Raw genomic sequence first — 12,883 nt, 5'->3', positions numbered from 1 at the left:
GCGGCTGGCTCGACCGCCGGAACAGCGATTGCAAGAGAGGCGATCTTAGTCGCCTTTCGCCCTCCCCGCTCGTTCCTCGCGACCCTCCCAGCGGGAGGGTGATATAATGAAAGACTGGATCAACTCGGTCATGGAGACGATGGGCTATCCGGGGATCGCCTTCCTGATGTTCCTGGAAAACGTCTTCCCACCGATCCCCTCGGAACTGATCATGCCGGCCGCCGGCTTCGCGGCCGCCGAAGGGCAGCTGACGCTCTGGGGAGTAATCCTCAGCGGTGCTGCCGGCTCGGTCATCGGCCAGCTGCCGCTGTACTATCTCGGACGAGCCCTGGGGCTGAAGCGAATCAAGCGGCTGGCCGACCGTCACGGTCGGTGGTTGATGGTCTCGGCAAAAAACATCGAGCGGGCGGACCAGTGGTTCAACCGGCACGGCTGGTGGGCCGTGTTCATCTGCCGCGTGATTCCCGGGCTGCGATCCTACATTTCCATCCCCGCCGGGATCGCTCGGATGAACCTGGTCGGCTTTCTGGCCTGGACGATGTTCGGGACGGCCATCTGGACCACGGTGCTCGCCTTTCTCGGGCTCTGGCTAGGCCAGCACTACGAACAGGTCGGCCAGTACCTCGGCCCGGTCTCGACGGTCGTCGGCGTCGCCGTGGTGGTCGCCATCGTCGGCTGGATCGTGAAGCGCCGGCAGTGGGTCAAGCGAGTCCACTCCTCCGCCTAGATACGTCAGGCTTTCCAGCCTGACGTACTTACTTGGCGAATTCGCGGAGGGGCTGGGGGAGCGGAAAGTGGACCTGCTCGGTGCGGACGACTCGGGTCTCGACCTCGATCCCGAACTGTTGGTCGAGCCACGCCATCGTCGCCTCGACGACCGACTCGGGAGCACTCGCACCGGCGGTCATCAGGAGCGTCATATCGCGGTCGAAGTTCGCCGCGTCTAGATCCTGGGGACCGTCGACCAGATAAGCAGGCTTGCCCGTCTCGGCCGCCAGTTCGCGGAGTCGCTGCGAATTGCTGCTGTTCTTACTGCCGAGCACGATCACTGCGTCGGCTTCGCCGGCGAGCAACCGGACCGCTTCCTGGCGGTTTTGCGTCGCGTAGCAGATGTCTCCCTTGGCGGGGCTTTCGATCTGCGGGAACCGCTCCCGAAGCCGAGCGATGACGCGGTTGGCATCGTCGACGCTGAGCGTGGTTTGGGTCAGGTAAGCGAGCTTGGAGTCGGGCGAGATCTCCAGCCGATCGACGTCCGCTTCGTCTTCGACCAACACGATCGCTTCGGGCGCTTCGCCCATCGTGCCGATCACTTCGTCGTGTCCTTCGTGGCCGATCAAAATGATCGTGTACCCGCCCCGCGCGTAGCGGATCGCCTCGGTGTGAACTTTGGTCACCAGCGGACAGGTGGCGTCGATCGCCGTCAGATTCCGCTCGCGAGCCGCGCGGCGAACTTCGGGCGACACCCCGTGCGCGGAGAACAGCACCGTGGCCCCCCGCGGCACTTCCTCCAACTCATTGACGAATACCGCTCCGGAGTCGCGGAACGAACGGACCACGTACTGGTTGTGCACGATCTCGTGGTAGACGTAGACCGGCGGACCGAACGCGGAAAGCGCCAGTTCGAGGCTCTCGACCGCCATATTCACCCCGGCACAGAAACCGCGCGGCGCCGCCAAGATCAGCTTCATCATTCCCACCCCACAAAGGCCCAGCGAGACATTCCCCTACAACCTAACCGAGCCCAGCGAAGTCGTCTAACCGACCGATACCTTCACCCTCCCCCCGGGAGGGTGATTTCGAGGCGCATCCTGGAGGGTCGGCGACGATTCCGCAGCCGCCCTTCGCGGAAATTGGCTCCCCCCCGGTTCGCGACCTAGGATTCTTGAGACCTGGAAAACGTTTCACCATTGCATCGACTGAGCAGCACCGGGATGACCGATACCACCCCTCCGACCGATTCCCCTGCGGGCATCTTGCATCCCTCTTCGGCCGTCACGGCGGACTCCTTTCGGCTCGCCGCGGCCGCCTTTGCCTCGACCGCCGATGCGGGAGGCGGGGACGCGTTGGGTCGGATTTCGGGGCTGATCTCGGGGTTGGTCGGTGCCGGTGCCCTTCCCCCCTTGGCCGCAGCGTTCGCACCGGCGGCCAGCGCGCTGGTGCCCGAGAGCGGATCGGCGCGGGTGGAGAACCGCTTGGCGATGGTCCGGCTGGGAACTGCCACCGCGCTGTTCTATGCCCTGCGGAGCAAGCACGCCCCGACCGCCAGCCACAGTTTGCGGGTGGCACTCGGATGTTCCGGCTGGGCCGAGCGGCTGTCGCTCTCGGATGAGGATCGCGATCGGATCGAGGTCGCCGCCCTGCTGCACGACATTGGTAAAATTGGGATTCCCGATGCGATCCTCAAAAAGCCCGGCAAGTTGACCGCCGAAGAGCAGCTCTCGATGGACCTCGCGCCGCAGCTCGGCTCGGAAATCCTCCGCGGCTGCACGACCGACCAAGAGCTGCTCGACATCGTTCGCTACAGCCAGACCTGGTTTGCCAGCCGCCGCGGTGGCGACCTGCCGCAGGGCACCGCGTTGCCGCTCGGGGCCCGCATGCTGGCGATCGTCGGCGCGTTCGACGCGATGACCTCCGACTGCCTCTACCGACCGGCGCTGAGCCGCGAGCGGGCGATCGCCGAACTGCTGCAGTACGCCGGCACCCAGTTCGATCCGGAGCTGACGCGCCACTTCTCCCAGATGCTCGAGGTGCAGCCCGAAGCGATCTACAGCAGCGCGGTCAATCGTTGGCTGAGCCAATTCAAGAGCGAAGCGAGCGATCACCGCTGGAGCGCCAATCGGCAATCGCCTCAGCCGCTCTCGATCGAAGGGACCCACAGCGAAAGCTTCTACAACCATCTGATGGCGAACATGCACGACGGGGTGATCTTCGTCGACCACGATGGCCTGATCCGCCGCTGGAATCAGGCGATGCAGCGGCTCACCGGCGTCTCGGCCGCAGCGGTCTGCGGGAACCGTTGGGAGCCCGACATGATCGGGCTCCGCGACGAGTCGGGCGAGCCGATCCAGCGCGACCGCTGCCCGGTGCTCGCTCGGCTGAGCAGCGGCGGCCATATCAATCGTCAACTGAGCCTCATCGGCCGGAGCGGCCAACTGGTACCGGTCCACGCCCTGGTCTGCTCGGTGCTCGAAGCGACCCCCGGAATCCGCGGCGTGGTCGTAATCCTGCACGATGCCTCCCGACAAACCTGCCTCGAACAGCGTGTCCAGGACCTGTCGGTGCAGGCCACCCGCGACCCGCTGACGGGGATCGCCAACCGCGCGGAATTCGATCGCAAGCTCGAACAGTGCAGCGACGCCGCCCGCTCGGGCTCGGCCCCCTTCAGCCTGATCATCTGCGACATCGACCACTTCAAGCAGGTCAACGACGTCCACGGCCACCCGGCGGCCGACGAGGTGTTGATCCGCTTTGCCGAGATGCTCGGCAGCCAGAACCGGGAGGGGGACTTGGTCGCTCGCTACGGCGGCGAGGAGTTCGTGCTCGTCTGCCCGGGCTGCGACAACGCGACCGCTGCGGCGCGCGCCGAATCGATCCGTCAGGCGGTCGAGCAGACGACCTACGAAGCGCTCGGTGGCAAATCGATCACCGCCAGCTTCGGAGTCACCGAATACCAAGACGGCGACACCGCCGAAACTGTCCTCTCCCGCGCCGACCGCGCCCTGCTGCGAGCCAAGGACCATGGCCGCAACCGCGTCGTCCAACTCGGCTCCGGCGGCTACTCCACGCTCGGCGGCCAACTCCCCTCCAAACACCGCTGGCTCAACTGGTTCGATCGCGGACTGGTCCACTCCTCGAGCGAAGTCCGCATCTCCTCGCCTGTGCCGGTCGAGATCGCGATCGAGAAACTCCGCGGGTTCTTGGCCGACCATCGCGCCGAGATCACCCGCGTCGGCAGCGATCACGTCGAGGCTCGGTTGAGCGTCGACTTCAAAACCGGCGGGCGGCGGCGGGCCGACCAGCGGATCGGTTTCGATCTGCGGATGACGCTCGAAGAGGCAAAGACGCAGCACGATTTCGCCTCCCGCCACTCGATCACCGGGACCCAGACGATCGTCCGCGTCCAGCTCCGGCCGATCCGCAGCCGCGACCGCCGGCGGGGTGAGCTGAAGGACTGCTCGGCCCAGCTCATCGCCAGCCTGCGGGCCTATTTGATGGGGCAGATCAAGGCCAAGGCCTAGCCCCCCTTCGCCACTCGGACCGCGGCTCCCCGAACTGCAGGTGCTTTTCGGCCGGTTTGCGGCTCGCTATCGTGCCAGGGAGAGGACTATCCCACTTCACGAAGGAGCCCCCACGATGGCGTACACTCTGCCCCAACTGCCCTACGCTTACGACGCTCTCGAGCCGCACATCGACGCGCGGACGATGGAAATCCATCACACCAAGCACCACCAGGCCTACATCACCAAGGTCAACGACGCGATCGCCGGCACGCCGCTCGAGAACAAATCGATCGAGGATCTGATCTCCGATCTGTCGGCGGTTCCCGAGGACAAGCGAGGTGCGGTGCGGAACAACGGCGGTGGCCACGCCAACCACTCGCTGTTCTGGACCCTGATGGGCCCGGGCAAAGGGGGCAGCCCGAGCGGGCCGCTGGCCGACGCCATCAACCAAACCTTCGGCAGCTTCGATAGCTTCAAAGAGCAGTTCGCCAACGCCGCCGCGACGCGGTTCGGCAGCGGCTGGGCATGGCTGGTCGTCGACGGCGGCAAGCTCGTCGTCGGCAGCACCGCCAACCAGGACAGCCCGCTGATGGGGAAAGCCACGGTCGGACTCGGCGGGACCCCGATCCTCGGACTCGACGTCTGGGAGCACGCCTACTACCTGAACTACCAAAACCGCCGCCCCGACTACATCTCCGCCTTCTGGAACGTGGTCGACTGGGACGCCGTCAACCAGCGATACCAAGCGGCCAAGTAGTATCCAGGACTCAGGACTCAGGACGCAGATCCGCCGGAGCCCATGCTGAGCAGCGTGGCTCCGGCCGGGTGCGGCTCGAACTGCACTGCGGAAAGTGCCGCGGGGACCAGCACCGATTGGCCTCGCGGCATCGCCACGGTGCCTCCCCCATGCGCACCACCCCCGCTCCACCGCAGCGTTCCCTCTCCCTGGACCGCGGTGAGAATCCGGCCGCCGGCGGTTGCCAGCTGGCGAGCCTCCACTCCGGTGTAGCGGTCGAGGACGAACTTGTCGCACGCGACCAACCGCTCTCCTCCGTCCCCCAGCGGCTGGGGAATCTGCGGCGCGACCTCCCCCCGCTCGTAGTCGGTCACCTCGAGCGCCTGCTCCACGTGCAGCGGCCGCGGATTGCCCGAGTCGTCGAGCCGGTTCCAGTCGAAGACGCGGAATGTCGTGTCGCTCGACTGCTGGATCTCCGCGACCAGAATTCCCGCTCCAAGAGCGTGCACGGTACCGGCGGGAATGAAGATGCAGTCGCCGGCCCGCGGCCGGAGGGTATGCAGCACGTCGGCCACCTCGCCGCTGCGAATCGCGGCGGCGAACCGCTCGCGGTCGACCCCTTGCTTGAGCCCCGCGTAGATCACGCTCTCGGGCTCCGCATCGATCACGTACCAGGCCTCGGTCTTGCCCAGATCGGGCGGATCCATCGTCGCCCCGTAAGCGTCGTCCGGATGAACTTGGACCGAGAGGACGCGGTTACAGTCGAGGTACTTGAGCAGCAACGGAAAGGGTTTTGCCCCTCCAGCCCACAGCGCGGCGCCGAACTGGTCGAGGAGGGCTCCGAGCGTCCGTCCGGCGAGCGGACCCTCGGCAACGACGCTCTGATCCTCGCCGTGATCGACCACTTCCCAGCTCTCCGCATATCGCGGTTCCGGCCCGATCGGTTTCCCCAGCACCTCACCCAGCCGGCGGCCTCCCCAGATGTACTGGCGGAAGACCGGCACGAAAGTCAGGGGGTACAGTTCCATGGCATCACCTTTGAGAAACCAATTTCCAGGGGAAACGCTGACCTGATTTTGCCGATTGGCTGCTAAACTAGAGCTCTGCGTCTCTCCGACTATAGCCCCTCCCCAAGAATTCCTGTTCCCGCCGTGGATCGACCTGCCCTACCCAACGAAAATCTGTTCGACAACTCGACGATGACCTTCGGGGAGCACCTCGAGGAACTTCGCCGCTCTTTGGCTCGGGCCCTGATCTGGTTGGCGATCGGATTCCTGGTCGCGCTGGTCTTCTTCTCCAAGCCAGTCGTGCAGATGATCCAAGATCCGCTGCGGGCTGCGATCATTAAGTACCAAGCGGACCGCAGCTTGGCGCAGCTCGGCTACGACCCGCAAGAAAAAACGCCCGAAATCATCGCCCTGCGGAACTGGATGCTCGAACACCAGCTGGCTTGGGACCTGGTCTACGTCCTGCCCACCCAGATGCTGCCGGTCCCCGCCTCCGCCCCCATCCTGACCGAAGAACCAGCCGAAACCGAAGAACCAGCCGAAACCGAAGAACCAGCCGGAGTTGCCGAACCGGAAGCGGCCGAAGCGGCCGAGCCGAGGGCCCTCCAACCAGCGGCCGAGAACGAACCGACTTCCGAAGCCAGCGTGGCAGCCGAAGCCGAGCCGGCAGCCGAAGCCGAACCGGCAACGGCGCCCGAGCCGGCAACTGAATCCGAGCCGGCGGCTGAATCCGAGCCGGCAACGGAGCCCGAACCGGCAACTGAGCCCGAGCCGGCAGCGGAGCCCGAACCGGCAACTGAATCCGAGCCGGCGGCTGAATCCGAACCGGCGGCTGAGCGTGAGCCCCCAGCCACTCCGCCCGTCGCTGCGGAAAGAAAACCGGAGGCCTCCGCTCCGCTCGCGATGGACGAGCTACTCGATCACGTCCCGGCGCCCGCGGAGTTCGTCCCGCAGCTGCAACTGAAACGGACTCAGGCCGCGCTCAATTCGCACCAGGTCGAAGAGCCGTTCATGATCTACCTCAAGGCCTCGTTCGTCGTCGGAGCGGTGATCGCCAGCCCGATGATCTTCTATTACCTGTGGGGCTTTGTCGCGGCCGGGCTATACCCGCACGAGCGGAAGTACGTCTACATCTACCTGCCGTTCAGCGTGTCGCTCTTCATCGGCGGGGTCAGCCTGGCGTTCTTCGCCGTCCTCCGCTACGTGCTCGACTTCCTGCTCGATTTCAACTCGGCCCTGAGCGTCGATCTCGAGCCGCGGCTGAGCTACTACATCAGCTTTGTACTGCTGTTGCCGCTCGGTTTCGGCGTCGCCTTCCAGCTGCCGCTCGTCATGCTGTTCCTGCAGCGGATCGGGATCTTTGAGACCTCGGCGTACGAGAACAGCTGGCGGATGGCGGTGTTGGTAATCGCGTTTCTGTCGATGATCCTGACGCCGGCCGACCCCTACAGCATGGTGCTGCTGATGCTCCCGATGGTCGGCTTGTACTTCCTCGGGATCGGTTTGTGCCGGTTCATGCCTCGCGGCCGAGGGCTCGGAGAAGCGGCCTACGATCCGCGCTAGAGCCACACTCAGTACTCAGTACTCTCTTCCCGCTCAGCGAAACAACGCTTCGCTGAAGCTCTCGGCGTCGAACTCGGCGAGGTCGTCGAGCCCTTCGCCGAGGCCGACGAATTTGACGGGCAAGCCGAATTGCTCCCGGATTGGAATCACCACGCCTCCCTTGGCCGAGCCGTCCAGTTTGGCCAGCACGATCCCGGTACAGCCGGCCACTTCGCTAAACCCGCGGGCTTGGCTGATCGCGTTCTGCCCGGCCGTCGCGTCGAGCACCAGCAGGACTTCGTGCGGAGCTCCCTCGATCGATTTGCCGATTACGCGGCGGATTTTTTCGAGCTGTTGCATCAAATGGGTCTGGGTCTGCAGCCGACCGGCGGTGTCGATGACCGCCACGTCAAAACCTTCCTCGGCCGCTTTCTTGGCGGTGGCAAACGCGACGCTCGCCGGATCGGCTTCGGGTTTGCCGGTCACGATTTCGCAGCCAATGCGTCCGGCCCAGACGGTCAGCTGCTCGACCGCCGCGGCTCGAAACGTGTCGCCCGCACCGAGCACGACTCGCTTGCCTTGGGCATGGAAGCGGCGGGCGAGCTTGGCGATCGAGGTCGTCTTGCCGCTCCCATTGACCCCCACGACCAGCACGACGGTCGGCCCTTCGGCGGCCCAGGCGACGCCCCCGGAATCCTGCCGCAGCATCTCGCGGATCTCATCGCGGATCGAGCCGAGAACGTCCTCCATCTGCACGACGCGGCCGCGATAATCCTTGGCGATTCGGTCGCGGATCCGACGAGCCGGGGCCGCTCCCATGTCGGTCGTCACCAGCCGCGAGAAGAGTTCGCCGAGCAGCTCTTCGTCGACCAGCCGCCCCTCGCCTTTGAAAAGGTCGCGGACGTCGGTGTTGAGGACGCGGTTGGTCTTTTCCAACCCCCGCCGCAGGCGAGCGAGAAAACCTGCCTCCCCCCCGGCCCCAGCTTTCTCGCCGGCCCCAGCTTTCTCGCCGGTCCCAGCTTTCTCGTTGGTCCCAGCCTCCTCGCGTTTCGCTTTGTCGGATCGCCAAAATGCCATCGGTGTCTCGCTCGGGGGTGGATTTCTGAAGGCCGCGTGCCTCGAATTGTTTTCTCCCGTCCCGATTCCAGCAACCGGCGATCGGTTTAAACTGGCCTCCCCCCTCACTCGAAACCCGCTCCAGCCGTGCTCCACCTGCAATCCGAATCGACCCAGCGTTGGCTCGCGCAAGTCGACGCCCATCTCGACGAAATCCTGATCGACCACGCTCACTGCGAGCGGAAGGCGGCGACCGTGGCGCTGTCGCTGATGAACGCCTACACCGAAGATCGAGCCCTCTGCACCGAGATGACGCGGATCGTTCTCGAGGAGCTCGAGCATTTTCAGATGGTGCTCGAGCTGCTCGACGCTCGCGGCATTCGCTTCCGTCGACTCCAGAGCGGCCCCTACGGCCGCCAACTCAACGCCCTGGTCCGCTCCCAAGAACCACACCGCGCGGTCGACCGCTTGCTGGTCGCCGGGCTGATCGAAGCCCGCAGCTGCGAGCGGTTCGATTTGCTCCGCCGGCATCTCGACGATCCGGTGCTGGTCGAGTTCTACGGCGGGTTGTTCGAGAGCGAGGCTCGACATCACACGACCTACGTGCGGTTGGCCGAACACTTCGCCTCCCGCGCGGAAGTCCGCGAGCGGCTCGAGCAGCTCTCGAGCGAAGAGACCGCGATCATCGCCGCAGGCTCTCCCCTGCCCCGCATGCACAGCTAACTTGCCCGAACCAGTCGTTTAACGGCAAGCCGCAGGCGACTGCTTTTCTCCCCTCCCCACCTGCGACCCCTTGAAACTGCAACGCGTCTGCGGCTTGTGCGGCCCGTGGCTCGGGGAACTCGCCGCGGAGCCACCGATTTTCTCTTGTCTTCGCGCGGCGGACCCGTAGGATTGCCCCGCGTCGGTTGCGAGTCCGCGACCGACGCTCCTTCCTAGGACGGAAGCGCGATGGATGCGAACTGCTTGGCACAGGGTTCGCATAACTGACAGGATCGTCAGAACTTGCGTTGAACGGATGACTTAAGGTCAGGGGAAGGAGAATGCCATGACCAGCAATTTCTGGAGCGGCTTGCCGCTATCGCTGCTGCTCACCTCCGCGTCGCTCACCTGCGGATCGCTCGCAGCGCCCACCGAATTCGCCGCGGCCGGATCTCCGGAAGTCCAGTTCGACATCCCGCCGGTCCTCGTCGCACGCCCGCTGCATTCCGCCGCTGCGGTGCATTCCACGGCTGCGGTGCATTCCACGGCAGCGCTGCAAGCCGCCAATCCGAAACCGGCTGATTCCGAGAGCGGCGACAAGGCGACTCCCGCAGTCGCTGCGAGCCTCAGCGGCCCGGGCAAGCTTTCCTTAAGCGAAGTGCTGCCGATGTCCGAAGAGCTCTCGATGCTCGAGGACCACGTCGTGGTCGAACTGCGGTTGTCGACCTTGATCACCTCGCCGACTGCCCCGCGGATCGACCAGATGCTGGTCGAAGTCGACCTCCTCGACCCGGCGGTGTGGGTCGACGACTTCAGCCCGCGGACGCAGCTGGCGAGCCGATTTGCTGGGGACATCGCCGTCGAGCGGAGCGAGGAAGACAACTCGCGGCTCGGGTTCAACGTGACCGGCGACTACAGCGAATTCCACGGCGATCTGGGCGGCGAAGTGCGGGAGAAGAAGGCCGAGCTGCGGAAATACCAGGAGGTTGCTCCGCTGGAAATCGTCGCCGCCAGCGGGACGATCAATCGCGGCAAAGGGGTGTTCTTCAAGCTCCGGGCGACCCCCACGCAGGTCCTCGAAGGGGACAAACCGTTCGCCCTCGTGCTTCGCGTTCCCGCCGCGTGGAGAGGAGGGCTGGTCCGCGTCCGCGCGACCGCCCAGGTTGTCCGCCGCGGGCTGCCAGGAATGCCGCTCGAGACCTCGACCGTGGGCGACCAGCAGTTCCTGGTGGCGGTCCACCGCGCCGGCGACCTCGACGCTCGCCAAGCGGCGATGCAAGTCGTCGCGGCCGAGCGACAACTTCGGATCGTCGCCTACCGGGAACAGCACGCGATCCGCCAGCGTTCGACTCCCAACCTGTTCCATCAAGTCGCCACGGCGCTCGAATTAGCCGCCCCGCGGATCGCCGCCGATTGGATGCAACGGACGGTGTTCGGTGCGGTCGACGCTCACCACGATGCGGAAATTCGACGCCTGCCCGTCGACGTCCGCGTGGCGGTGCTCGAGTACCAAGACGCCAAGGAAGCGTTTTGCAACTTGGCCGCCAGCGAATCCACGCTGGTCTCCACCAGCCCCTGACGATCCAGTACTCAGTCAATCAGCCGCCACGCGCTAGCGTCCGGTTTTCCCAGCATTTTCGAGAACCGGGGGCTAGCGCCCGGCGGCTGATGAGTCTTCAGTTCTCGCTGAACTCGATGCTCAGCGGCAGTTCGCGGGCGATGGGGTTTCGCGCGTAGACCTTGAAGCAGTCGGAACAGAGATCGAAGTGGTGGCGGACGAGATCCGCCTCGGGGCCTCCCTCCTCCTCTTCGTCGAGCCGCTCGAGAAGCTCGTGCAGCTCCAGCAGGTGATCGCCGTCGTCATCGGCCGCCGAGCTGATCGGCCCCGGTTCGAACACCGCTTTGGCTTCGATGTCGACCGTGTAGCGTGCTTCGGAGTCGAGCTCGATAACGCGGTGACATCGGTCACACGTGTAGTGGATCATTCAAAATCTTCGGCTTGAGCAATGCGAGCGTGAGCGTCAACCGAGCGACTACCCACACTTCAATCGTAATGACAACGAAGAAAGCCCCGCAAGATAAAAGCGTCTCTAGAGCAGGACGGCTGCGGCGATCACGACCAAGATGATCACGCCGCTCGCCAGCTTGCCGACGGTGCCAAACAAGCGGCCCCAGAAAGCCGCGTGTCCCACCGACCAACTCTCGCCCCACGTCTTGCCGCCGGACCACTCGCCATACATCGCCCCGAGGGTGGCTCCGACCGAGCCAAAGAGGACCGCGGCGACGACCGAGCCGACGATCGGAATCGGGATCGCCGAGCCGAAGACCATTCCCATCACCGCACCGCCGAGCGAGCCGAGGACCGCGAACATCGTCGAGCGGCGACTGGCTCCGGCCCGCTGAGCCCCGAACGCGGCAGCGAAAAACTCGATCACTTCGCCGAGCACGGCGACCGCGAAGACGGCGGCGACGACCGGCCAGGTGATCGACGCGCGTCCCGCTTCGGGCCCCAACCAGGCGTATAGCCCGACGAGCCCCACGGCGATCCAGTTGCCCGGCAGGGAGACGAGGTTCAGCGCCCAGGCGAGCGTGCACAGCACGAGCAACCCGGCCGACCATCCAACCGCCACAGCGATATCCACTTCAAAGCCCCTCTCTCGGATGATTCCCCGGTGCCGCCCACAGCGACCCGCCCACCGCGAACCGACTAGCCCGAACCCGCTAGCCCGTTCGGCGGTCTCTCCAGACCTTCACGACGCCCTCACGCAGACTTCACGCCCTGACGCTTCAATTGTCTCGTGCCTCAGTCCTGATTTGCTGGCCGCGCTCCGAAGCGGGCGGTAAAATGCTCACCAGACGTCGACGATCAGCCCTCTGATCCCATGCGATCGAGGTCGCTGCCGCGGCGGTTCACCCCTGGAGGATCCCGGTCGCGATGGTCCACGCTCGTCCTTCCGAAGGTACTCGCATCGACGGTCACTCGTCGAGCGGCGACAGCTCATCCACCAGCGTGCTCGATTCGAGCGTTCTCGTCCTCAACCGCTTCTACATGGCGGTCCGAGTCATCTCGGTTCGCCGTGCGCTGACGCTGCTGTACCGCAATTGCTCCGAAGTCGTGATGCTCGAGCGCGATCAGTTCACCAGCTACGACTTCGCCGACTGGCGGGAAGTCAGCCAGCTCAACGCGACCTCCAAACAGATCGGCGAAGACTACATTCAGGCGGTCGGCTTTGAACTGCAAGCACCGCGGATCATCCGCCTGACGCGGTTCGATCGGTTGCCAGTGCAGACAGTCCGCTTCAATCGCAAAAATTTATTCATCCGCGACGAGCACACCTGCCAGTACTGCGGCCAGCAGAAACCGACGGCTCAGCTGAGCCTCGATCACGTCGTCCCCCGCTCGCACGGTGGGCGAACGACGTGGGAGAACATCGTCTGTTGCTGCCTGCGCTGCAACAACCGCAAAGGAGGGCGGACCCCGCAGCAGGCTCGGATGCAATTGCTCAGCCGACCGGCCAAGCCCAAGCACAATCCGCTCCTGCACCAGCCGATCCAAGACCCCCGCTACGAATGCTGGAAAACCTTCCTGCCGCACGTCTAAGAGGTCAAAAACCGGGCAT

Annotated in this window: 12 protein-coding genes; 7 read left to right on the top strand and 5 right to left on the bottom strand. The window is 65.0% G+C overall.

Annotated elements, in window-relative coordinates; genetic code table 11:
- The first annotated feature begins 106 nt into the window (after positions 1 to 106).
- A complete protein-coding gene (locus GNK13_RS15395; protein ID WP_164103447.1) occupies positions 107 to 727 on the top strand; it encodes a DedA family protein in 621 nt (206 codons plus the stop codon).
- 28 nt (positions 728 to 755) lie between these two features.
- Here GNK13_RS15395 and ispH read toward each other — a convergent pair whose 3' ends face one another.
- Positions 756 to 1,688, bottom strand: a complete 933-nt coding sequence (gene ispH, locus GNK13_RS15390) for a 4-hydroxy-3-methylbut-2-enyl diphosphate reductase (protein WP_164103446.1) — start codon at positions 1,686 to 1,688, stop codon at positions 756 to 758.
- Between the two features lie 243 nt (positions 1,689 to 1,931).
- Here ispH and GNK13_RS15385 point away from each other — a divergent pair, with 243 nt between their 5' ends.
- Together GNK13_RS15385 and GNK13_RS15380 are read left to right on the top strand one after the other, a co-directional pair.
- Positions 1,932 to 4,238, top strand: a complete 2,307-nt coding sequence (locus GNK13_RS15385) for a diguanylate cyclase (RefSeq protein ID WP_164103445.1) — start codon at positions 1,932 to 1,934, stop codon at positions 4,236 to 4,238.
- A 115-nt stretch (positions 4,239 to 4,353) separates the two neighbouring features.
- Positions 4,354 to 4,977, top strand: coding sequence for a superoxide dismutase (locus GNK13_RS15380; RefSeq protein ID WP_164103444.1), 624 nt, complete (start codon positions 4,354 to 4,356; stop codon positions 4,975 to 4,977).
- Positions 4,978 to 4,994: 17 nt separating this feature from the next.
- On the opposite strand, the gene GNK13_RS15375 is transcribed toward GNK13_RS15380, so the two are convergent.
- The gene (locus GNK13_RS15375; protein ID WP_164103443.1) at positions 4,995 to 5,984 is read right to left on the bottom strand and encodes a type I phosphomannose isomerase catalytic subunit; all 990 of its coding nucleotides are present in this window, start codon (positions 5,982 to 5,984) and stop codon (positions 4,995 to 4,997) included.
- Positions 5,985 to 6,107: 123 nt separating this feature from the next.
- Here GNK13_RS15375 and tatC point away from each other — a divergent pair, with 123 nt between their 5' ends.
- Positions 6,108 to 7,526 carry a twin-arginine translocase subunit TatC gene (gene tatC, locus GNK13_RS15370; protein ID WP_164103442.1) on the top strand — a complete coding sequence of 473 codons (1,419 nt, stop codon included), beginning with the start codon at positions 6,108 to 6,110 and terminating at the stop codon, positions 7,524 to 7,526.
- Positions 7,527 to 7,559: 33 nt separating this feature from the next.
- Here the strand turns inward: tatC and ftsY are convergent, their stop codons facing one another.
- Positions 7,560 to 8,582 carry a signal recognition particle-docking protein FtsY gene (gene ftsY, locus GNK13_RS15365; protein WP_164103441.1) on the bottom strand — a complete coding sequence of 341 codons (1,023 nt, stop codon included), beginning with the start codon at positions 8,580 to 8,582 and terminating at the stop codon, positions 7,560 to 7,562.
- 126 nt (positions 8,583 to 8,708) lie between these two features.
- Here ftsY and miaE point away from each other — a divergent pair, with 126 nt between their 5' ends.
- Together miaE and GNK13_RS15355 are read left to right on the top strand one after the other, a co-directional pair.
- Complete coding sequence (miaE, locus tag GNK13_RS15360) at positions 8,709 to 9,284, top strand: tRNA-(ms[2]io[6]A)-hydroxylase (protein WP_164103440.1); 576 nt, start codon at positions 8,709 to 8,711, stop codon at positions 9,282 to 9,284.
- Positions 9,285 to 9,609: 325 nt separating this feature from the next.
- The gene (locus GNK13_RS15355) at positions 9,610 to 10,842 is read left to right on the top strand and encodes a hypothetical protein (RefSeq protein WP_164103439.1); all 1,233 of its coding nucleotides are present in this window, start codon (positions 9,610 to 9,612) and stop codon (positions 10,840 to 10,842) included.
- A 97-nt stretch (positions 10,843 to 10,939) separates the two neighbouring features.
- Here GNK13_RS15355 and GNK13_RS15350 read toward each other — a convergent pair whose 3' ends face one another.
- A complete protein-coding gene (locus tag GNK13_RS15350) occupies positions 10,940 to 11,248 on the bottom strand; it encodes a hypothetical protein (RefSeq protein WP_164103438.1) in 309 nt (102 codons plus the stop codon).
- A gap of 105 nt (positions 11,249 to 11,353) precedes the next feature.
- On the bottom strand, positions 11,354 to 11,905 hold the full coding sequence (locus GNK13_RS15345) for a DUF456 domain-containing protein (protein WP_235935204.1): 552 nt from the start codon (positions 11,903 to 11,905) through the stop codon (positions 11,354 to 11,356).
- 407 nt (positions 11,906 to 12,312) lie between these two features.
- Between GNK13_RS15345 and GNK13_RS15340 the strand changes: the two genes are divergently transcribed.
- Positions 12,313 to 12,864, top strand: a complete 552-nt coding sequence (locus tag GNK13_RS15340) for an HNH endonuclease (RefSeq protein WP_390622519.1) — start codon at positions 12,313 to 12,315, stop codon at positions 12,862 to 12,864.
- The last annotated feature ends 19 nt before the right edge of the window (positions 12,865 to 12,883 follow it).

The organism is Candidatus Laterigemmans baculatus, assembly GCF_010367455.1.
Taxonomy (GTDB): domain Bacteria; phylum Planctomycetota; class Planctomycetia; order Pirellulales; family Pirellulaceae; genus Laterigemmans; species Laterigemmans baculatus.
Note: the sequence above shows the minus strand (reverse complement) of the source record. Positions and strands in the feature narration are given on the sequence as shown.

Excerpts from the sequence above, each read along its gene's own strand:
- GNK13_RS15395 (WP_164103447.1), top strand. The coding sequence starts at position 107 with ATGAAAGACTGGATCAACTCGGTCATGGAGACGATGGGCTATCCGGGG.
- ispH (WP_164103446.1), bottom strand. The coding sequence starts at position 1,688 with ATGAAGCTGATCTTGGCGGCGCCGCGCGGTTTCTGTGCCGGGGTGAAT.
- GNK13_RS15385 (WP_164103445.1), top strand. The coding sequence starts at position 1,932 with ATGACCGATACCACCCCTCCGACCGATTCCCCTGCGGGCATCTTGCAT.
- GNK13_RS15380 (WP_164103444.1), top strand. The coding sequence starts at position 4,354 with ATGGCGTACACTCTGCCCCAACTGCCCTACGCTTACGACGCTCTCGAG.
- GNK13_RS15375 (WP_164103443.1), bottom strand. The coding sequence starts at position 5,984 with ATGGAACTGTACCCCCTGACTTTCGTGCCGGTCTTCCGCCAGTACATC.
- ftsY (WP_164103441.1), bottom strand. The coding sequence starts at position 8,582 with ATGGCATTTTGGCGATCCGACAAAGCGAAACGCGAGGAGGCTGGGACC.
- GNK13_RS15355 (WP_164103439.1), top strand. The coding sequence starts at position 9,610 with ATGACCAGCAATTTCTGGAGCGGCTTGCCGCTATCGCTGCTGCTCACC.
- GNK13_RS15350 (WP_164103438.1), bottom strand. The coding sequence starts at position 11,248 with ATGATCCACTACACGTGTGACCGATGTCACCGCGTTATCGAGCTCGAC.
- GNK13_RS15340 (WP_390622519.1), top strand. The coding sequence starts at position 12,313 with ATGGCGGTCCGAGTCATCTCGGTTCGCCGTGCGCTGACGCTGCTGTAC.